This is a genomic window from Rheinheimera gaetbuli (genome assembly GCF_054781935.1).
The window spans coordinates 40,423-61,335 of the sequence record NZ_BAAGTL010000012.1 but is presented as its reverse complement, the minus strand read 5'-3'; the positions used below and the strand labels follow the sequence as shown (position 1 = coordinate 61,335).

General features: G+C 47.8%; 22 protein-coding genes. 4 read left to right on the top strand and 18 right to left on the bottom strand.

The window, feature by feature from the left end; genetic code table 11:
* Window positions 1-67: 67 nt before the first annotated feature.
* Window positions 68-1,294, top strand: a complete 1,227-nt coding sequence (gene serA, locus ACYVIC_RS10985; RefSeq protein ID WP_460859885.1) for a phosphoglycerate dehydrogenase — start codon at window positions 68-70, stop codon at window positions 1,292-1,294.
* A gap of 156 nt (window positions 1,295-1,450) precedes the next feature.
* Here serA and ACYVIC_RS10980 read toward each other — a convergent pair whose 3' ends face one another.
* The 3 genes from ACYVIC_RS10980 to ACYVIC_RS10970 form a co-directional block, all read right to left on the bottom strand.
* Window positions 1,451-1,843 carry a DUF2750 domain-containing protein gene (locus ACYVIC_RS10980; RefSeq protein ID WP_460859884.1) on the bottom strand — a complete coding sequence of 131 codons (393 nt, stop codon included), beginning with the start codon at window positions 1,841-1,843 and terminating at the stop codon, window positions 1,451-1,453.
* Between the two features lie 71 nt (window positions 1,844-1,914).
* On the bottom strand, window positions 1,915-2,343 hold the full coding sequence (locus ACYVIC_RS10975) for a YqaA family protein (protein WP_460859882.1): 429 nt from the start codon (window positions 2,341-2,343) through the stop codon (window positions 1,915-1,917).
* A gap of 3 nt (window positions 2,344-2,346) precedes the next feature.
* Window positions 2,347-2,766 carry an MAPEG family protein gene (locus ACYVIC_RS10970; protein WP_460859880.1) on the bottom strand — a complete coding sequence of 140 codons (420 nt, stop codon included), beginning with the start codon at window positions 2,764-2,766 and terminating at the stop codon, window positions 2,347-2,349.
* 142 nt (window positions 2,767-2,908) lie between these two features.
* Here ACYVIC_RS10970 and ACYVIC_RS10965 point away from each other — a divergent pair, with 142 nt between their 5' ends.
* From ACYVIC_RS10965 to ACYVIC_RS10955, 3 genes are all read left to right on the top strand, one after another.
* Window positions 2,909-3,502 (top strand): thymidine kinase, encoded by a 594-nt coding sequence (locus tag ACYVIC_RS10965; RefSeq protein ID WP_460859877.1) that lies wholly within the window; start codon window positions 2,909-2,911, stop codon window positions 3,500-3,502.
* A 3-nt stretch (window positions 3,503-3,505) separates the two neighbouring features.
* The gene (locus ACYVIC_RS10960; RefSeq protein WP_460859874.1) at window positions 3,506-4,522 is read left to right on the top strand and encodes an MJ1255/VC2487 family glycosyltransferase; all 1,017 of its coding nucleotides are present in this window, start codon (window positions 3,506-3,508) and stop codon (window positions 4,520-4,522) included.
* A gap of 87 nt (window positions 4,523-4,609) precedes the next feature.
* The gene (locus ACYVIC_RS10955; RefSeq protein WP_460859872.1) at window positions 4,610-4,747 is read left to right on the top strand and encodes a hypothetical protein; all 138 of its coding nucleotides are present in this window, start codon (window positions 4,610-4,612) and stop codon (window positions 4,745-4,747) included.
* A gap of 30 nt (window positions 4,748-4,777) precedes the next feature.
* Here ACYVIC_RS10955 and ACYVIC_RS10950 read toward each other — a convergent pair whose 3' ends face one another.
* The 15 genes from ACYVIC_RS10950 to ACYVIC_RS10880 form a co-directional block, all read right to left on the bottom strand.
* Window positions 4,778-6,883, bottom strand: a complete 2,106-nt coding sequence (locus ACYVIC_RS10950; protein ID WP_460859870.1) for a YjbH domain-containing protein — start codon at window positions 6,881-6,883, stop codon at window positions 4,778-4,780.
* Window positions 6,880-7,611 (bottom strand): capsule biosynthesis GfcC family protein, encoded by a 732-nt coding sequence (locus ACYVIC_RS10945; protein WP_460859868.1) that lies wholly within the window; start codon window positions 7,609-7,611, stop codon window positions 6,880-6,882. Before ACYVIC_RS10945 ends, ACYVIC_RS10950 begins: the two co-directional genes overlap by 4 nt.
* The gene (locus ACYVIC_RS10940; RefSeq protein ID WP_460859866.1) at window positions 7,604-8,308 is read right to left on the bottom strand and encodes a YjbF family lipoprotein; all 705 of its coding nucleotides are present in this window, start codon (window positions 8,306-8,308) and stop codon (window positions 7,604-7,606) included. Before ACYVIC_RS10940 ends, ACYVIC_RS10945 begins: the two co-directional genes overlap by 8 nt.
* A gap of 129 nt (window positions 8,309-8,437) precedes the next feature.
* Window positions 8,438-8,752 (bottom strand): hypothetical protein, encoded by a 315-nt coding sequence (locus tag ACYVIC_RS10935; protein WP_460859864.1) that lies wholly within the window; start codon window positions 8,750-8,752, stop codon window positions 8,438-8,440.
* Between the two features lie 72 nt (window positions 8,753-8,824).
* Window positions 8,825-9,979 carry a polysaccharide pyruvyl transferase family protein gene (locus tag ACYVIC_RS10930; protein ID WP_460859862.1) on the bottom strand — a complete coding sequence of 385 codons (1,155 nt, stop codon included), beginning with the start codon at window positions 9,977-9,979 and terminating at the stop codon, window positions 8,825-8,827.
* Complete coding sequence (locus tag ACYVIC_RS10925; protein WP_460859860.1) at window positions 9,980-11,047, bottom strand: nitroreductase family protein; 1,068 nt, start codon at window positions 11,045-11,047, stop codon at window positions 9,980-9,982. It abuts the gene before it with no gap.
* 87 nt (window positions 11,048-11,134) lie between these two features.
* Window positions 11,135-12,457, bottom strand: a complete 1,323-nt coding sequence (locus ACYVIC_RS10920; RefSeq protein WP_460859858.1) for a flippase — start codon at window positions 12,455-12,457, stop codon at window positions 11,135-11,137.
* 157 nt (window positions 12,458-12,614) lie between these two features.
* Window positions 12,615-13,286, bottom strand: coding sequence for a transposase (locus ACYVIC_RS10915; protein ID WP_460859855.1), 672 nt, complete (start codon window positions 13,284-13,286; stop codon window positions 12,615-12,617).
* Window positions 13,287-13,382: 96 nt separating this feature from the next.
* Entirely contained in the window at window positions 13,383-13,850 is a 468-nt protein-coding gene (locus ACYVIC_RS10910; RefSeq protein WP_460860466.1) for an acyltransferase family protein, read from the bottom strand.
* Window positions 13,851-14,223: 373 nt separating this feature from the next.
* Window positions 14,224-15,588, bottom strand: coding sequence for a hypothetical protein (locus ACYVIC_RS10905; protein ID WP_460859853.1), 1,365 nt, complete (start codon window positions 15,586-15,588; stop codon window positions 14,224-14,226).
* Window positions 15,589-15,803: 215 nt separating this feature from the next.
* Window positions 15,804-17,885 carry a type II secretion system protein D gene (locus tag ACYVIC_RS10900; RefSeq protein ID WP_460859851.1) on the bottom strand — a complete coding sequence of 694 codons (2,082 nt, stop codon included), beginning with the start codon at window positions 17,883-17,885 and terminating at the stop codon, window positions 15,804-15,806.
* A gap of 2 nt (window positions 17,886-17,887) precedes the next feature.
* The gene (locus ACYVIC_RS10895; RefSeq protein WP_460859850.1) at window positions 17,888-18,415 is read right to left on the bottom strand and encodes a hypothetical protein; all 528 of its coding nucleotides are present in this window, start codon (window positions 18,413-18,415) and stop codon (window positions 17,888-17,890) included.
* 2 nt (window positions 18,416-18,417) lie between these two features.
* Window positions 18,418-18,963 (bottom strand): hypothetical protein, encoded by a 546-nt coding sequence (locus ACYVIC_RS10890; protein ID WP_460859848.1) that lies wholly within the window; start codon window positions 18,961-18,963, stop codon window positions 18,418-18,420.
* Window positions 18,953-20,038 (bottom strand): hypothetical protein, encoded by a 1,086-nt coding sequence (locus ACYVIC_RS10885; protein ID WP_460859846.1) that lies wholly within the window; start codon window positions 20,036-20,038, stop codon window positions 18,953-18,955. Before ACYVIC_RS10885 ends, ACYVIC_RS10890 begins: the two co-directional genes overlap by 11 nt.
* Window positions 20,039-20,040: 2 nt before the next feature.
* Window positions 20,041-20,913: a hypothetical protein gene (locus tag ACYVIC_RS10880; RefSeq protein WP_460859845.1), complete on the bottom strand. Its 873-nt coding sequence runs from the start codon at window positions 20,911-20,913 to the stop codon at window positions 20,041-20,043.

The following is a 20,913-nucleotide window of genomic DNA, read 5'->3' as shown; positions in this document are numbered from 1 at the left end:
GGCCCACGAAAATATAATAATAACTACAACAAACTGATTTTATTTATAATTTAATGAAGAGAGTGACATGGAAAAATTTTCGCTGGCCAAAGATAAAATAAAAATATTGCTGTTAGAAGGCTTACACCAAAGCGCGGTGCAGAGTTTTAAAAACCAGGGCTACAGTAATATAGAATACTTAAAAACCTCACTGCCTGAAGACGAGCTTATCGAACGCATAAAAGATGTGCATTTTATCGGTATCCGCTCGCGCACCCAACTTACCGAAAAGGTGCTCGATGCCGCCGGCAAACTGGTGGCGATTGGCTGCTTTTGTATTGGTACTAATCAGGTTGATTTAAGTGCTGCGTTAAAGCGCGCGATACCGGTATTTAACGCGCCGTTTTCTAACACCCGCTCGGTAGCCGAGCTGGTCCTTGGGCAAATTATTATGCTGCTGCGCGGTATTCCGCAACGTAACGCCGCAGCCCATCGCGGTGAGTGGCAAAAAACAGCCAACAATTCGTTTGAAGCCCGCGGTAAAACCCTTGGCATCATCGGCTATGGCCATATCGGTACTCAGTTGAGCATAATGGCCGAGAATATCGGTATGCGGGTACAATTTTATGATATTGAAGACAAGCTGGTATTAGGTAATGCCACCCAGGTTAACTTTGGTACCTTGCTGAAAACCTCCGACGTTATTACCTTGCATGTGCCGGAAACACCACAAACCAAAAACATGATTGGTGAAGCCGAGCTGGAACTGATGAAACCCGGCAGCATTTTAATTAATGCCTCCCGTGGCACTGTGGTAGACATTGATGCTCTGACAGAAGCGCTGCGCAGCAAAAAGCTGGCTGGCGCGGCCATTGACGTATTTCCGGTTGAGCCCAAAGGCAATGATGAAGAGTTTGTCTCGCCACTACGTGAGTTTGATAATGTCATTCTAACGCCACACATTGGCGGCTCTACCCAGGAAGCTCAGGAAAATATCGGCTTTGAAGTAGCCGGCAAACTGGTGAAATACAGCGACAATGGCTCTACCCTGTCGGCGGTAAACTTCCCAGAAGTATCCTTACCAGAACACAAAGGCCGGTCGCGCTTGCTGCATGTGCATAAAAACCAGCCCGGCGTGCTAACTAAGATCAACGAAGCCTTTGCTAAACACAATATCAATATCGCCGGCCAGTTTTTGCAAACCAACGCCGATATTGGTTATGTGGTAATTGATATCGACTCAGACGATGTTGAGCAGGCATTAAACGAGTTAAAATCCATACCCGGCACGCTACGCGCCCGCGTATTACACTAAGGCAGCCCAAGGGGAGCGACATTTGTGCGCTCCACTTTTCAAGGGGTCAGAGCACTTGAAGTTCAAGTGCTCTGACCCCTTGAAAAGCGTTACATGGTGGCAAAAAATAAGGGCGCAACTATGCGCCCTTACCTGTTAACCTGCGTAATATCGCGGTTATTCATCGTCCTGCATTTCGCTAAGCAATGTCTCTGCCAGTTCTTCAGGTAGCACCACTACGCCTGGGCCGTCAGTATCTGGCAACACGGCAATGGCCAACTCGTCACCATTTAAGCCAGATGTCCATTTCTCCAGCCAGGTGTCCACGTCTACTGCTTGCGCAGTACAATGCGACCACTCACCTTCAATCCATTGTTCTGCCAGTTCGGCATGAGGCCAAACAGGTATGCAACGCTCATCTTCTGCGCTAACCAGCACGAAGCCATCGTCATCAACTAAAATCCAGATCTTTTCCAGATCTGCAACCGCCTGCACAAAATAAGCGTAACGCTGCTCGGCATCCAGTGTGGTAATGCGGTTTAATTCTTCAGCGGTTAATTGGTATTCCATAATATAATCCTGTTATGCAGTCGATAATGGTGCTAATGATGACGGATCTAAGCTGGTTTTACCAATGCTAATTATGCCAGAGCTGCATTTCCTAACCAGATTAACAGCGCATAGCGTAATGCTTTGCCCAGCAAGACAAGTATAAAAAACAGCGAAAATCGCACCTTCATTACCCCCGCTACCAGGGTTAACGGATCGCCCACTATCGGTAGCCAGGCAAACAACAAACTTAGCTTGCCAAAGCGGGAAAACTGCAGCTGTGCTTTGTTAAGTGCGCTTACGGATACCGGAAACCAGCGCTTATGCTGAAAATCAAGCAGCCTCAAGCCCAGATACCAGTTAACACAAGAGCCCAAGGTGTTACCAGCCGTTGCAGCCACAAACAACCACAACGGCGTGTAGCCCTGCGATAACAGCGCTAAAAGCAATGCTTCGCTGGAGGCAGGAAACAGTGTAGCAGCAACAAAACCGCTGAAAAACAGCGATATATAAGCCAGCAAGGTTTAACCAACCAGTACCTGCCACAGCAGCCTTAGCCAAATCGCCCACAGCACTGCGCAGCCAAGCAAAAACACATTAAAGCGGGTACGCACATGGTTAGTACCAACATGCACCACGGTATGCAAAACCCGCAGCGCAACGAAGGCGGTGCCCAGTGCCACATAGATCATATCGGCCAGGCCAAGCTGCAGGGTAAAAAGCACACTAAATAAATACAGCATCGGCATCTGAAACTGGTTGTCAAAGTTACGGCTGGTGGCAATTACCTGCTCGTTGGCGCCGGTTAAATTCATGGTGCGAAATGCCGAGATTGAGATGTCTTTATTTTTTGCCGCTGCAATACGGCGCCTCCCCATTAATACCATCACTACACTGGTTAGTAACACCTGTACAAATACCGGCAGTAAAATAAATTTTTCCATGCTCTGTTCCTTATTATCAATTGCAGCAGAGCTTAATGCAGCTTCAGCAAAGTTACCAGCGTCTTAATTCTGTCATGTTAGGCCTTTATATTTTGGCCTAGGTTATTGCTATACTGCGTCGTCTTTTTTGTAAGGTGACGCCATGGCGCAATTATATTTTTACTACTCGGCAATGAATGCCGGTAAATCGACCTCTTTACTGCAAAGTGCCTATAACTATCAGGAAAGAGGTATGACAGTGGCCATTTACACTGCAGCACTGGATAACAGGTTTGGCCTGGGTAAAGTTAGCTCGCGTATTGGCCTGGCAATGGATGCGCATATGTTTAATGCCGGTTTCAACTTTGTTGCGCATGTGCAGCAATTAAAAGCACAAGGTGAGCTGGACTGTGTGCTGATAGATGAAGCACAGTTTTTATCTAAAGCACAGGTGCGGCAATTAACAGATATTGTCGATGAGCTAAATATACCGGTGCTGGCGTTTGGCCTGCGCACCGACTTTTTAGGCGACACCTTTGCCGGTAGCGAAGCACTGCTGGCCTGGGCCGACAAACTGATAGAACTGAAAACCATTTGTCACTGTGGCCGCAAAGCCAACTTTGTCGTGCGGCTGGATGAACAGGGTAAGCCGGCCACTGCAGGGTCACAGGTGCAAATTGGTGGTAACGAAAGCTATGTGTCTATGTGCCGGGCCCATTTTAAAGCCTTGGTATGGCAGGATAAAAAAACGGAGTAACAGATGAAAATTCTCTATGGTGTGCAGGCAACAGGAAATGGCCATATTAGCAGGGCCCGCGCCATGGGGAAATATCTGGCAAAAGCCGGGGTGCAGGTTGATTACTTGTTCTCAGGCCGCGAAGCGTCACAGTTTTTTGATATGCAGCAGTTTGGCCAATACCAGCTAAAACGCGGCCTGACGTTTGTTACCGAAGCAGGCCGGGTAAATTACTGGCAAAGCATTAAGCAAGCATCGTTGCGGCAACTGCGGCAGGATATCAGCTCGCTGGATGTCAGCAGCTATGATCTGGTATTAACCGACTTTGAGCCAGTAACCGCCCATGCAGCACAGCGCGCCGGTAAACGCAGCGTGGCTATCGGCCACCAGTATGCGTTTTTGCACCGTATTCCACAGTGTCACAACAATTTTGTTACTCAGATGGTGTTTAAGCACTTTGCTCCGGCACAGCTGCAACTGGGCTTGCATTGGCACCATTTTAACCAACCGATATTGCCGCCTATTATTGACGAAGAACCAGTAGATGTAGCACTTAAGCCGCAGCAAGTGCTGGTATATTTGCCATTTGAACAACAGCAACAAGTACTGGCGCTGCTAAAACCGCTTACAAATTATCAGTTTAGTGTGTACGGCCCGGGGTTAGCTATCGACACTGTTGGCCATATCAGTACCCATCCGCCAGCGCTGGCGCCGTTTAAAGCAGATTTAGCCAGTTGCAGTTATGTGCTGAGCAATGCCGGTTTTGAGCTGATAAGCGAAGCCCTGCAGCTGGGCAAACGCATTATGGTTAAACCCCTGCAAGGCCAGATGGAGCAACAATCAAATGCGCTGGCACTGACACAACTGCAACTGGCGCACAGCACAGAGCAGCTAAGCACAACGCAGATAGCGCACTGGCTAAACCAGCAGCAAAAGTTAAATAAGGCACATTACCCTAATGTGGCTAACGCTATTTGCGACTGGCTGCTGCAGGGTTGTGTTACCGACATCAGCACGCTAAGCGAAAGCCTGTGGCGCTAAAAGCAGAACATTTTTGCCAAGCAGATTAAACCCGTTTTCGCCAATCAGGCAAATGACAAACTGCTGGGATTTATTAGCTGTGATATTGTGACCTGTAAGCGCAAATGGACCAGCATCGACTTGCGCCGGATGAAACTGGTCGGTGATATGCTGGCCAATACCCTGCAAAATGTCAGTTGCGTTAGCATTTACCAGGCGCAGTGTCAAAGTAACAAGGTAACATAATAAAAAGGGCAGCTAAGCTACCCTTCTGGTTTAGTCATAAAACGGTGAGCGCTGCTCTGTCATGTCAATCAGCGTTGCCGGGCGGTTAAGTGGCTGACCACCGTCTCGCGAAATAGGCACCCATGGCAGGCGGCCACGGCCTTTGGCCGGACGCAACGAAAACAAATCAAATGGTATAGATAAATAAAAGCCTTTGGTAAAACTGCCCTCGCCATACTCCTCTGCCGATACATTGGTAAAAGCGGCATAAGCGCCCACCACTATGCCGCTGTTAAAGCGTTTGGCAAAGTCGATATTAACGCCCTTATCTTTTGCCAAAAACTGACCAATGTTAAAGGTGAGCTGCGTATCAGGCAAAAATTCCGGCTTCCAATAGACATTGATATGACCGGTAAAGGTTTTATAGTCAAAAAAGTCTAACTCGTTGTCATAATCACGTTGACGCACGTAGTTTAAATCAAACCCGACAGCGATATTGGCATCTACCGGCCGGTATAACAGCTCAGTACCTACACCGCCGTACATGGTTTCCAAATAACCGCCATAGGCCTGCGCAAACCAATTTGGTGCAATTTCATCCTGCCATTGCAAATACAGGTTTTCTAATGAAACTACGTTACCGGTAACATACTCACGAATATAAGTGCGCACCCGTGGCAACGGCGTCTGCTCAGCGTCAACGGTATAGTTAAACTTATCAAAGTTCTCCAGCAGCGTGATCTTGGCCGTACTATTAAGTATCAGGTTGTTGTTAAAGCGGTAACCGGCGTTGGCAAAGATGCCGCCCTGATACATATAAAAGCTTTCAGGACTACCAAAGGTTTGAATAAAAAAGGTTTCAGCACCGGCAAAGAAACCACTTTGGGAAGGCATTGCTTTATAGCTAAGCGTCTGCGCTGCCGGTTGTTGGCGCACATAGGTTGACTTAACCTGATTCTGCAATGACTCATAGCGCACAGCGGCAATAAAAGGCGCGGCCTCTATCACGGTTTCTACCGCAGGCAAATTGCCGGCGTAATTAACAATGCGGTAGCGTTTAATATGTGAGGGCACCTCGGTTGCCAGCACCCGGCCAATGCGCTCAACCGCTTCATCATGATCACGATAAGCCATTTGCTGGCCATAAATAATAAACTCATCGTCGTTAATATGAGCCGTTTGCAAGGCAAAACCGGCCTCACGCAATAAGGCTTGCGGCAGCGCATCACGGTCGGCAATTGCACTACGGTTTAACTGCTCTGGCACAATGCGTAGTGCCGGTTTAACCTTATATTGGCGTACGTCATGCAAATTGAGTGCATAATGCACACCAAAACCCAGCGTATTACCGCGCTGATAGTTTAAGTCAAAGTTAAAATTACCCCAACGGTACACTGCGCCGACGTTCCAGTTGGAGTCTTGCGCTAAGTTACCGGCAAAGTCTTGCTGATAATTATTGCCTTCGTACTCCAGTTTTAACCGCAATGGCTGCCAGGGTGTTTGATATTCAATACCGCCAAATAGCGAGGCCGGGCCTTTAAAAAACTGGTCGTAATCTACCTTACCTCCGCGGCCACCATAGCCTTGGGGCCGATCGCAAAAGCTATCAACTAACTGGCAAAACGGGTTAGATATATTAGCGCCCTGCCCCAGATAGCCCCAGCCAATGCCAAGGTGAAAATCCAGGTTGTGCCATTTTTTACTCAGCGTCAGGTATTCACTTTCAAATAAACCGGTGCCACCAAAATCGCGCACACCCAAAGACACCTGCGGCAGGTAGCGGCTTTCTTTTAGCAGACGAAACTTAACATCTATACCTTTGTCTTTGTAGGTTTGATCGCCGCTAAAATCCGGGTCGTCACTGTACAAACGCGTACGCACATCGGTATACCGGATAGTCGACTCCATCCAGTCAAACAACTGAATACTTACCGACCACAGGCGATATTCCTCGTTGTCGGTGTAATTCATACTCAGGTCGCCAGCCGGTGCCATTCGCGCCGTTGGCGTTTGAATAAGCCCCACGCCACCATGAGCCATCTGCGATACACCCGCCGCAGGCTGCTGCCAGTTATTGTTGTCGGCAGCATGCGTAGCTGTGCTCAGCAAAGCAAGTGACAGTAAAGATAAACCAAAAGAAAAACGAAACAGCGTCATGGCAAAATCCTGTGAGCAGCCAGTTGTTGCAATAAAGCATTTAATCTCGCAAAACGCCCATCCAACACCGGCTCTGCAAATAACACCAGCAGCTGAGCACCAGGCATGGCTTCAATATGCTCATGGTTCCAGTGGCTAATACCCGCGGCAATAACACGGCCATCAGGTTGTATTATCATAAGCCGGTCGCGGTCTGCGCCGTATATCATCGGGCTGTCTGCCACATAGCGGGCAACAGCGCCGGCGCTAATATGCGGTACACTAAAGCTGCGTTTAACGGCACCGGCAATATGCACAACTACCGGGCGGCGTTTAAGCACAATACGGTAACTGCCATTATCAAATCGCGGGTTAAGTGCAGGTTGTATTGTTGCTGCATCATAATCCAGTGCCAGGTTTACGCGATCGGCCAATTGCCACTGGTTTACCTGCGCTTGCAGCAACGCCAGACTGTCGCGCAACAATGCATCATCTGACTGCTGTGCAATCTCAGTGGCCAATTGCAGCAGCTGCTGACGCAGCACTTGCGCATGCTGGCTATCTGTTTGGTACAACGCTGCAGCGGGCCAATACCAAGGCTGTGTTAACGCGTAAGGTTGTAGCACCTCGGCTAAACGCGGATTATGCGGGTAGTCGCGTCGCTCGCCGTTAACATCAATGCTAACAGCAGCCTGGCTTAAGCTGCTACACAGCAGCAAGCACAATGTTGCTAAATAACGGTTACTCATCGCTGCCTTCCTTGTCCGCGGGCACTAAACGGGCAATCCGGCTGATATAAGTCATTTCAAAGCGTTCGCCAAAAGGCGCCAGCTGTTGCGCGCTCTTAATTAAAGTGCCGGTGTTAGTATCAAACCAAAAATCATTTTGCCAGCGGTTATCTAAACGCACGTAGTTTGCCGGGCTGGCATAGGTAACCTGTTCAGTGATGCGTGTTGTGTTCAGGCTATGGCCAAAAAACTTCATAACCTCACCCGGGGCCACGCTAAAACGCGAGCTAAGCGCATAGCCGTATTCTCCATTTTGCCAATCTGCCAGGCGTAACCACTCGGTTGCCGGGTTAATGGCTTCAGTCTGGCGAATTTGATCACCCTGAATATTGCTTAAATGCAGTAAATCATTAGTAAAGCCCACCGTGCGCACAATACGGCCCTGCTGCATTATCAATAAAGCATTATCTGCAGACACCCATTTATGCTGGCCAGCTTCTAAACGCAACAACGCCATAGCGGCCTGGCTGCGCTCACCGTGGCGCACATAAATTAAATCAGAGCGTGCTTCACGCACTTGTTGCAGGGTAAGATTAACGTCTTGTGGCGTACTAAAAGCCAGTTGCAGGGTGTCGATATAAGAGTTATAGGTACCGGAACAGGCACTTAATACAAGCAGTGCGCCTGCGGCAACAAGCTGTTTTATCGCTGTTTTCACAATTTAAGGCTCATGTTTTGTCAAATAACCGCTTTACCGTGCCAAATAAAAACCAACAGAAAACAGCACGGTCATAAGCATGCAGCAATAAAAAAGCCGCCAGCAGGCGGCTTAATATCAAACTACAACTTACTTAACGCTTGGTGCGTAAGTAGCAGTAGTTGTAGAAGTCATAGTGCCAGTACCGGTTACAATTACACCAGTACAAACGCCGTTAACTGGCGCAGCATCACCTGCGTTACAGGTTGGCACTTTTTCTTCTTCTTTTACTGAAGAACCACGGTTGTTAGAGATAATGGCCGCAGCAACAGCTACACCAACAACACCAGCAGCAACAGTAGTAGTAGCAACACCACCGATGGTACCAAAACCACCCGCTTCTTCCTGGGCGTTAACGTTAACAGCAAAAGCTAACGCAGCCGCAGCAACTAATAATTTTTTCATAGTCATTCCTTTAAAAGACGTTGTGCGAAAATTTAACCAAGACTATACCAAAATACCACTAAACATCAAGTACTAAATAGTTAACTTTTGTTTTATAACCGCACTCACCTGCTGCCACATCAATTCGCTTTGTTGCTGCAGTGCCGCACGTTTTTGTGCCAGTTCTGCATTACCCTGGCTGTTAATTACATGCTGCAATTTTTGCTGCAATAATTCAGTGCTGGTATCGGCGGCTAGCAGTGCATCGCGTTGGCCATACTCATCAAATAAACGCTCATATTTATGGCTCCAACTGGTACCCAGGCATGGCACGCCCTGCGACAAGGCACTAACACAACCATGAAAACGCGAGCAGATCACTGCCTTACTTGCGCCGATAATGCCTTTAACTTTTAGCGGGTCATCTTCGGTAATAATCTGCAGACTGCTGTCCCATAGCTGCAGCTGATGGCAAATTTCGCCGTCGGCCTTGCCTTCATGGTTTAACAGCACTGGCGTCAGGCCCAACTGGCGGCTAACTTCTATGGCATTTTTTAGCAACGGCAGATAGCTTTGCTGCCAGTTACTGTATTGATTACGCTGACTAACCATATTGGCGTTAGGGATGATCAACACCTTTCGCTCACCGCTTTGATAATCGTCAGGCAGTACGCCGGTGACCAGGTTAGTAAAATCGCCAAACTGCTGCAGCTGTGAAATAGCGCCTGTCAGGCTGGCCACATGCTGATAACTACTTTGCTCACGGGCGCAAATCAGGCTGGCTTTAGATAAGGCTTTAGCCAGTCGTTGTTTCTCAACCGGCCGACTAAAAGGCCCTAATGCCTGTGGCAACAGAATATAGGGCTTTTGCCAACGGGCAAAGCGACTTAGCTCGGCGGCTAAATATGCGCTATTGGCCGCCGGCCACTGGTCGCCATAAGCAAACCCAGATGCATCCAGCACAACATCAATGTCCACCGCAAACACCAGCCCCAGGTTATTGCGTAACCAGCGTCTTATTTTTTGCGGTATAAAACGGCTTAAACCATTTAAATCTATGCCGGCTTTACGCAGCGGCATACGCTGCAAAGCGCCAAGCGCAGCGCGGGCAGCATAAGGCGAATTCGGGTTAGGCTCCAGCACCAGTTGTGCCCGTGGCCAGTGCAGCTGCATTTGTTGCAGTACGGCGTGCAACATCAGCTCAGCGCCTTTATTGACAAACTGCACGCCCTTTACTTCTATCAGCATTCAGTTAATTTCCTTGATCAATTGCTGCGGCGGCTTTTTTTGTGAAAACGGCACACCACCATCTGGTTTCGCATAGCCGGTAGCCAGCAGCATTACCGGCCGCTGCCAGTATTGCAGCTGCAGTTTTTCGGCCATCTCACGCTCGCGCGGCTCTTCATCCGGCCAGTTAATCGGGCAACTTTGCAACCCCAGGCTCTCCAGTGCCAGCATCAGTTGCATACTGGCCAGCGCCGCATCGATATAAATAACATGGCGGTCACGCTCGGCCTCATAGGCACTTAAATCCCCCACTACCACAATTAAACAGGGAATATTATCGGCAAAGCCCACCGTGCCCATGGCGCATTTTGCGATATCTGCCGCTTTGTCTGCATTATTTATCACGTAAAACTGATACGGCTGGCGGTTACAAGCCGTAGGGGCCAGCGCCGCTGCAGCAACAGCCTGGTACACCAGCGCTGAGTCTACCGGTTTTTGCTGATACCAGCGCACTGAACGGCGCCGCTGAAACAAAGTAAATAACTGGCTGTAACTAACCGGGTTATCCGGTAAAGTCTGGTGGGCATAAGGTATAGCAACGCCGACACTGCTCGTGTCTTTAGTGAGCTCAGCAAATTGCTGTCGGGCCGTTGCAATAACGCCATGGTCGTCCACTACAGTAAAGTACTGCTGCAGTACATCTGTCGCCCAGCCCAACTCTTTCGCGCACAAAGTTTTACTGCTTAGCGCAGCCTTGTATGCGTTTAACGTCTCGCCAATATAAGCCTCAGCAAATACCGGCCGGCGCGGCTGCATTATCAGGCCTTTTTCCAGCCGGTGAATATTGCGCCTGAGTCTGGCGCTGGAGTTATGCGGCTGCTTTACCCGCTTGGCAAACTCCAGCCGCGCTTGCAACACTGCTTGGTGCTCTCGGTAAAACTTGCGGCTAAAAATACTGTAATACAAAGATGCCAAAAAACCATTACCGGCACAGCAACGCACTAAAGCCAATCTAATAGCTGCAAAACCAGCTTTTATTCGTTGACGTGCGGATACAGGAATAAGGCTAACAAGCCTGGTTCTTATCATGCTGGCGCTCTTAAGGCATTAACAACGCGATAAAATAGCATAAAAGTGTCTGCTTCAGCTATTACCAAGCCTGCTATAGGCTGCATTTCACTGTGCACCGGTCTTTTCACTGGCTTTAAACAACTGCCAAAGCTGGCTGCGGGTGCTGCGGGCAAAAAACAAGAATAAAAACGAGGCATAGGCATAAGAAATCAGTGTTGCCCAGGCCGCGCCCACTATACCCATAGTAGGAATTAACCATAAATTCAGGCCAATATTCAGCAAGGCTCCAACACCATGACTTAACAGCGATAACGGCTCCTGCTCAGTAATCAATAAATGCTGGCTAATCAGATAACGCACAAACACAAAGCAACCGGCCCAAATATGAATACGCAGCACCTGCACCGCAGTTGCAAAATCATCACCGAATAGTAAGCTGATAATCCAGGGAGCTGTTAGCGACATAACCAGCGCAATGCAAAGCGCTGAGACGAAAAACAGCGCGGCGTAGCGGCGTAGCTTTACATAATATGGCGTCCAGCCCTGCTGGTGCGCTTTGATCATATCGGGGTAGTAACGCGCAGCTAACGTTGCCGGAAATACATACCACAACTCAGACAGCCTGCTGGCAGCAGCGTAAATACCCGCTTGTTCTGTGCCGGCCATGGCGCCCAGCATCACTATATCTATCTTAAGATAAATCACCGATACGATACCCGACAGCCATAGCCAGGACGAACGCTTAAGTAACAGCTTTGCCTGTTGCCAGTTAAACCAGCGCGGGTGATAACGCGGCCAGCGCTGCTCGCCCTCTTTATAGGGTTGATGCTTAATGCGGTACAACCAATACTGCGCAAGGCCAACGACAAAAAACTCAACGCCGGTAAGCAATAATAGACTGGCAATACCAAAGCCGCTGTACAGCAACGCCAGTTTAATGGCGAAGCTAAGCAGCGAGATAACCGATTTGGCGTAAGCAGTACTGCGAAAGGTACCCTGAAAATTAAGATAGAACTCGAATAATAAAAAACCAAAAAATGCCTGCAACAAAAATAGCACCGGTATGGCAATGGCGGTATTGCCGCTAAACATGGCCGGATACAGCAAGTAAAACGCCAGCAGCATCAGGCTGCCACCAAGCAGACCCAGCAATAAACGCAGTGTCACGGCGCTGTACAGCATCGTCATGGCAGCATGGCCGTTGTCATGCTTTACCATCTGCCGTACAACTATATTGTTCAGGCCCAGGCTGGTAATCGGCACCAAAAAAGCGCTCCAGGCCATTACTATAGAGTACACACCCAGCTCACTGGCACCCAGCATACGGGCAACAAAGACCGTAAGCACAGCACCTGCCGCAAGCTTTACCAGTTTATCACCCAGCATAGCGGTAGCGCGGGCATAGAGTAGTTTTTTGATTAGCTTCAAGTACGGCCTTGCTTAGCATGCTGGTTAACAAAACTTGCGCAGTATAACATAGCAAAATGCAGCCAAGGCAGATGGTATTTAATAGGGTGGGTATTTAATAGGGTGCGTCCCTTATTTAATAGGGTGCGTCCCTAGTTAGAACAACGAATAAGGAGTGCTATCTTTTGGGGCGGCCAACCGGGCGGCTACGCAAAACACAACCATGCTGTTTCTCTAATTGAGCAACGAAGCTTTCGTCACCACACGGCAGCCCTTTTAGAAAACTACTGCGCATTAAAGTTAGCTGCTGCTCTGGCTCAGGTAGTGCCAGCCAATTTTGCCAATTGGAATTAAATGCTTCGCGCCTTGCTACCCATTGCGGGTCGGAGCAAATAACAGCGTCACTGCGATCACCACAATTAAATGCTGCACTTGACCAGGCATAGTCCCAAGCGTGCGATACTATGCCTGCCCTTACCGGGTTACGTTCAACATAACGTATTGCCTGCCACATGTGCGTATCATCCAGCGGCGATGAATAAAACCTCCCCTGCCATAAATGTCCATGCCAACCAAAATGGTAATTAATACGCTGAGCATAGCGCATATTTAACGGCCGCATTACCAAATGCATACTATCTACCGTTTTTGGCACTGCAACAAGGTGAATATGGTTAGACATCAGGCAGTACGCCAGAATATTTAAATCAAACTGTTTACTGTAATGCGCAAGCCATTTCAGATAATAGCGCCGATCATCATCAGAGAAGAACACAGGCTCGCGCCGGTTACCGCGCTGGGTGATGTGATGCGGAATACCTGCAAATACTACACGGCGTTTTCTGGGCATAATAGAGCACAAGAAGCTTTAATTAACTAAATATACACAATAAAAACACAATAAAAAACTTTAATAGGCGGGTAGATTTTTAATAGGATGAGATTTTTAATAGGGTGCGTCCCTATTTACGAGCAGTAACAGCAATAGCGGAAACAGCAGGTAGTACTGCTCTTCTATCGCCAGGCTCCAGGTATGTACCAGCGGTTTAAGCTCGGTGGCGGTACCAAAATAACCGCGCTCACTCCAAAAAAACACATTCGACACAAAGCCCGACAGCGCAACCAGGCTTTGCGAAAAACTCACCATATCGGCCGGTAACAGGCTAAACCAGGCCAGCGGCAAGCAGCACAGCACCACCGCAAACAAGGCCGGTAAAATCCGCCTGGCGCGACGCTCGTAAAAGCTCAGCATACTAAAGCGTTGTTGCTGAATGTCGTTAAGTAAAATGCCGGTAATTAAATAGCCGCTAATAACAAAAAAAATGTCGACACCAGTATAGCCGCCTGGCAGCCAGCTAAAACCAGCATGAAATAGCAGTACCGGCACTACAGCTAAAGCGCGCAGGCCGTCTATGTCTTTGCGATAGAATATTAGGGTGCGTCCCTAATTAAAAATAAAAAGAATATTAGAGAATATTAGGGTGCGTCCCTAATTAAAAATGAGCGTTGTTATTCATGAAGATAAATAATAGGGCGTACCCCTAATAAGCAGTTGCAGCTAAATAACACCCAAAAAAAACCCAGCTATATTAAGGCTGGGTTAAAGAAATTGAAAAACTGTTCGCCAGCGATTATACACAAAAAGCCGAAAAGGCTAAACCTTTTCGCTAAAAAAAGCGGGATAGAAGAATAATAATTTGCAAGCGAAATAACAAGCCTAAAACTGTTAATATTCCAACAATAAAAAAGCCCTGCTAAGCAGGGCTTTTTGGCGTATCAGTTACTAATTACTTAGTAGCTAAACGGTCGCCGCTTACGTTGTAAGCAGAGAATACTTGAGCGCCTGAAGTTTCGATATCGAAAGTCAGAGCTACTTTACCTGAGAAAGAATCGCCCAGTGCAGCACGTACAGTGCCTGAAACCTGAGTGATACCGTTAGGAGTAGTTTCACCTACTACTACGCCGTCTAACAGCTTAGTACCAGCTTCATCGTATGCAGTTGCATAGATTTTGCCAACCTGAGAAGTAGTGTTAGTTACGTACAGGATTTGGCTGATGCCAGCGCCGTATGGTACGTAGTAAACGTTAGCAGTAGTACCGTCGTTTTTGAACTCACCAGCTTTCGCACCGCTCAGAGTAGTGAAAGTACCAGTAGGAGACGTGTAGCTAACTTCAGCAGTTACAGTGTAAACGCCGTCTTGCAGTGCCGCTGGTGCCTTAGTGCCGCCCTGGAACACGTTGATTTTCAGATCGTGAGTACCGGCAGTACCCGCAGCTGCTGCATCACAAGTATAAACCAGTGAAGAAGCTGTTACAGTACCCATAGCACAAGCTGCGTCCAGAGTGTAAGTGCCAGCTGCTGCCTGAATACCTGCAGTAGTAGCGTTGGTGTCAACTAACCAAGAGAAGTCACCAGATACAGTGTATTTAATGCCGTCAGCAGGAACAGTTGCTGAAGCAGCAAAAGTAGCAACCTGGTTAGCGTCAGCATCATCTTTATATGCAACGCCTGTACGGTTAGTAGTATCAACCTGGATAGTGAACTCGCGGTCAGCTGGGTTAGTACCAGTAAACTTGGTACGTACTGATGCTAAGCTAATAGTCTTCTCGAAACCACCTACCGGGCTAACAGCAGAAACGAATTGATCGCCAACCAACAACACGTTACGAGTTAACTTATCACCAGTACCAGCAGTGTCAATTACCACGCCAGTATCAGCTTTAACTAAAACAGTTGCAGCGATTGAAGCTTGAGCCAAAGCACTAGCGCGTGTGAACTGGTAACCAGCAATTTCAACGAACTCAGTAGCCAAAACTGTACCCGCATCAATGCGGAAAGTAGCAGTAGTTGGAGTTTGAGCGATACGAGTGATAGTTACACCAGCTTTAGTAGTTGTAGTGTCATCTTCTTTTGCGGTAGCAGTTGGAGCAACAGATAACTCACCAGCAGAGAAAGTCACAACGAACTCAGTGCCAGTTGGGTAAGCTACGCCAGCATCTAACTGAAAAGCAGGACCGTTAATTGTTAAAGCGTTAGAAGCCTGCTTTGATAAACCTACAGGCGCGAACTCAGTAATTGTAGCAGCTTGTGCAACACCAGCAGCAGCCAGTAATGCAGTTGCTAACAGAGTTTTGTTAAAAGTTTTTGTCATGACAAACATTCTCCAATTTCATGAAATTAGAGCATCGGCTTCTTGCCTAGCTCTTTATCTTCTTATTGCGCCGAGCAATGCGCAATTGTTCGCACTACTTGAGACACAACACGCATTTTATTGAACTACTACAGTATGTCAATAAATAATTGCTTGTTTCTAAAAAAATAAGTACAAGCGTAAACCGGCACTTGTCTACAGTTACCTGTTCGTGATCAGAAGCTTAGACTTAAATTATCAAAGCCCTGCCTGACCTGTTGGTTAATATAATGCCACTGATCTGCCGAGTCAATTACCCGCGGGGTAATCAACAGAATAAGCTCGGTTTTCTCTTTTTTATCGGTTGTCGATTTAAACAGGTTACCAATCAGTGGTATATCGCCAAAGCCCGGTACTTTGGAATTATTTTTTGTGCTGTCTTCCGAGATTAAGCCACCCAGCATAATGGTTTGGCCGCTCTCGGCGATAACCTCAGTTTGGATACTGCGCTCAAAAATAGCTGGCGACCCTTCTATGGTGCTGCCATCTACTGTGCGCGATAAACGTTGCTGTATTTCCATTACCACCAACCCCTGGGCATTAATGGTGGGGGTAACGGTAAATTCTAAACCGGTTTTACGGTAGGTTACGGTAGTGGTTTGCCTGTCGCCCAGTAATGGGTCTGACGTAGATGACGATATGGTAGGAATATCATTACCGACAGATATACTGGCGCTTACGCCGTCACGCACCACGATGGAGGGATTTGATAACACATTAACCAGAGAGTTACTATCACGCAACTTGGCCTGTACCTGAGTGCCATTTTTTAAATAATTAAGGCTTAAACCGGTTATGCCTGCCACACCAAAGGCGCCGGTGGTGCCGTAACCAAAGCTGCCGTTTTGGATGGCAAATTCAACGCCCATAGCGAATTCATCGGTGAGTGTTACCTCGGCAATAGTGGCTTCCAGCAATACCTGCTTGGGCATAATGTCCAGCCGGCGGATCATGGGTAACAGCGACTGATACTCGGTGCCGGTGGTATAAAACACCAATGAGTTTGAGCGCTCGTCTATAGTAAGGCTTATATTTTCACCCTGCACTGACGTAGGTGCTTTGCTGGCAGTATTATTACTGCCTCTTGCTGAACTGCTTGCACTGTTGCTTGACTGTGAATTATTGCCACTCACAGCAGAGGCTGTATCACGGCTTTGGTTACCGGCACGGCTACTGCCTGGGGCAATTAGTGAAGATATAGACTGCCCCAAATCTGATGCACGGGCATAGCGCGGGTTATAAATAAAGTAGCGTTTTTCCGGGCCTTCGCTGGGAATATCCAACTGCTGCGCCCAAAACCTTACCCGTTCCAGCAGACTTTTTTCGGCGCTAAAAGCCACAACCGCGCCGATGTGCTCTATTGGCATTAACTGCAAGGTACCATTACCCTCGCCTACCATGACCTGGCGAATACCTTCGGCTCCCAGCAAATCGCGTACTTGTTTAGCAAACTCTTCCGGGGTAAGGAAGGTTAGTTTAAACATAGCCAGGTTACGGCCGCGATTAAGCGGTACATCCAGTAAATTAATCAAATCTAAGGCACGCAAAATATCCTGACGATTACCACTAATAAACAGACTGTTATTAGATAAATCGGCATCAACTTTTACCGGCGTAAATTCACGGATAGTACGTTCAACAGCAGAGTTATTACCGAAGCGCAGCGGCACAATTTGTAAGATATTGCCAACCGATTGTGGCACTTTTACCGGCTCGCGGCCAAAACCTACCAGCGTATTAGCCCCACCCTCAACTAACGGATGAATATATAACACGGCTTCGTTTTCGTTAACAATAATACCTTTTTGCTGTAATAGCTCGTACAACAATTGAAAGGCCCGGCGTTTAGACACCTGATTGCCAATATTCAGCGTTACCGGCTGGTCAAGCCCGTTAACATCGGACGCCAATACATAGTTCACCCCCAGCAACTCGTTAAGTACGGCATGCAGTAAATCTTTTAATGGCATTTGCTCGGCGCTAAAACTGACCATTTCTTTATCGCTAAAGCGTGCTGCCAGGTCAGTTCTGGACACCGGTTGTGCACTAAACGGCCGGTATACCTCAAGGTTGCTGTATAACGGCTGCTTTGCCGGCGATTCAGCGGTAGCAATATTGTCGGGCTCGTTAGTAGCAATTTGCGCCGCGCCAGCAAATTTAGATACCGGCACTGTGTGGCGGCGGTCAGATTGCGTGCTGGCGCAAGAGGCCAGCATAAGGCTGACAACAGCAACGGTTAACAGCTTAGGTTGAAACATAATTATTGTGCCTTTGAAAGTTTAACGTCGGACTTAAACAGATATAAGCATTGGCGGATATCAGCGCCTGACAAGCAGACCTGATATTTGCTGATATCAGCAACCTTAAGCGTGCCTATATCATCGTGTAATTTAACCTGTTGCGCTGGCGCATTAGTAGCGGCCTGGCTTGGGTCTAATACCTTTATTACCGCAAAGGGCGTAGCCGCGCTGAAAATACCCAATAGCTGATATTGCTGCCCGTTGTGCTCAAACTGATCGCGCACTGCTGCAGTGCTGTTTTGTTGTTCTTGCTCTGTGTTTTGCTGCGCTTCTGGCGGTATTTGCCAGGATGCCGCAGCATTTTTGGCAGAGACAAATGTTGCCGGGGTAAACGCAGGCGCCTCTGGCAGTGTTAAAAGACGCGCGTCGGCCTGAGAAACCGGCATAATTTTGCTGATCAACAACCACAATGCCAATAGCACAATAGCAGCCAGATAGGTTAGAAATGCAGCAGATAATTTTATTGGTAGCAACTTTGCAAGCAACATAATTACTCCGTGTCAGTCAGCTGATAACGGTACACCAAATCAAAACTGGTGGTTACCGAACTGTGAATACTAAGCTGTCTTTGCCAATTAAAAGCGCCACTTATCAGCTGCAGATGCGGCTGAGCCACAAGTTCAGCATGTAAGGCTGATATGGCTGCCGGTGTACCAGATACCCGAAGCTTTACCGTGGCTTGTTGTAAATTTGCACTAGCCTGCTCTGGCAACACCAGCCAGTCAAATAACTCAAACCTGGCATTGTTGGCACTTACCAGCGCCTGAATACGTTGCTGCGCACTAAGCTGGGCGTCTCCTGGGTTTTGATGTGCCGGATAAATAGTGGTTAACTGTGCCGATAATTGTTGCCAGGCTAAAGCTATTTGGTTTATCTGCTCTTGCTGTTGTAGCAGCTGCTCGCCACGGTCTTGCCGTTTTTGGTAAAGTTGTATTTGCTCATAGGTATCGGTTTGCCATTGTTGCAGCGGCAAAATAGCAAAGCGGATTACCAGTAATGACACTAATAACAGCAGCAACAGGTTTTTATTTCGCATCGGCTACACCACTTGTCTGGCGTAACGCCAACTTAATAACAAACACTTCTTTGCCGGCCTGGGTTCGTAGCGGTGCATCTAACCTTATCTGTGACAAGTAAGGTTGTTGCTTTAGCCATTCCAGTAATTGACTTACCTGTATAGCATTGCCACGAATAGTTATTTCGCTGGCATCAAACCTGATGTTTTGCGGCTCAACGCCGCGCGCAGCCATATCAGCTAATAATTGCCATATTACGGCGCTGTCAACCCTTTGTGACTGCAGTTCGATACGTTGCTGTACTTGCTGCGCTAGTTGCTCAGTAGTGTCTACTTTTTGCAATAATTGGCTTACCAATGGGTCTTGCGGCACTGTGGTTAACTGCTGCTGTTGCCAAAGCAAGTAACCAGAATAAAGCAAATGATAGCCAAGCAGCACTGCTGCGCCACTAATAGCATAGGGTTTCCAGTTGATAGCCGTTACCGCAGCTGTTGGGGGCAGTACACACTGCCATAGCACAGCGTCTGATACGCTGTTTAGTGCCTGTAACAAATTTGCCTGATAAGCTTTTGCCGGCTGTTGGGGTAGCACCTGAATAAACGGACAACCAGAGGCATGATTAAAATGACTAATATCAGGTAAATGTGCTGATTTGGGTAGTGAGGCTATGTCATCGTTTAACCTGGCCAGGTAATAGCTATAGTCGGCAGCGGCAATTTCTACTGCTTGTTGCGGCTGAAGCGTGTTACCAAACAATAAAGATTCCGGCAACCAAAAGATTACCGACGGAAACTGCTGCGTTAGGCTCTTGTCGATAAAAAACGAACGCACGCTGCGCTGTCGTGTTTGCACCGGTGAAATAATATGAATAGCCACCTGATCAGCAGGGGTTTGGTTTGCCAGTATTTTTTTTAACGCCGTTAAATCGGTAACCGGATAACGTTGCTGTTGTTCCTGATAGCTTCTTCTGGACAGTACCAATGCCAGCAAAGGCAACCGCCGGTTTTGAGCAGCAATACCACCGATGGGCGCTAAACCGCCATGCCAGTATGCGGCAATGTGGCGCAATACTTTAGATATAAGCCTGGTTTGCATGTTCAGAAAACTCTCTCAGGTAAAACATTGATACGCTGCCGGTGCCAAAATGTTAGTGGCAGCTTTTCGTGCGGCTTAAATGTTGCTTCGTATAAGCGGGAAACTTTCACTGTGCTGTCCTGCTGGCTAATAACAATTCGGTATCCCGGGCCGGTAGAATAACTGATTGTGTCGTCAGGTTCTATATTTGTCAGGCGCCAAAACATATTTGGTGTTAGATCACCACTGCTGCGCAGCTGCATTATCTGCTGCACCAACTCCGGGGCCAGTATGGTGTGTAAAATGGCTTCTGGTGCCAGCATCGGATTGAAAAACGGCCGCTGATATAAAGTAATAAACGGGCTGATGTCGTGATAAAGCTGCGGTGTTATGCCGGGAATAGCTGTTAGTTCAACTAAGCTTTGCAACGGCGCATGGCGCTGTGGTTGCCCTGCCAGTTGCAATGCACGGCTTGAAGCGTCGGCTTTTTTTTGCCAGGCATTGAGCGCAGCAATAATACTCAGGGCTTCGCTTTCTGATTTGCCAAACTTTTGCATTAAAGAGCCTATATGATAGTTGCCAAAGCTACTTATGCTATATAAACCCGAAAAGTCCTGAATTTGAATAGTAAAACCCTGATCGGTAAAAGGCTGATTGTGCAGGTTCCAGCCAATAAAACCGCTGCTATCGCCAGTAATAATGGCCAGTTCTACTTTACTTTGTATGGTCTCCAGTTGCAGCAGCAATGAAGCACGGTTTTGCACTGCTTCAGCCAGGGCCAGTTGGCTGCGGGCCTTATGCTGCATTGACAGTAAAATTACCGATAGCATGGCGGCAATTATAAGCACCTGAAATAAAGCAATACCTTGTTGTATTTGCCGCATTGGCTGTTGCAT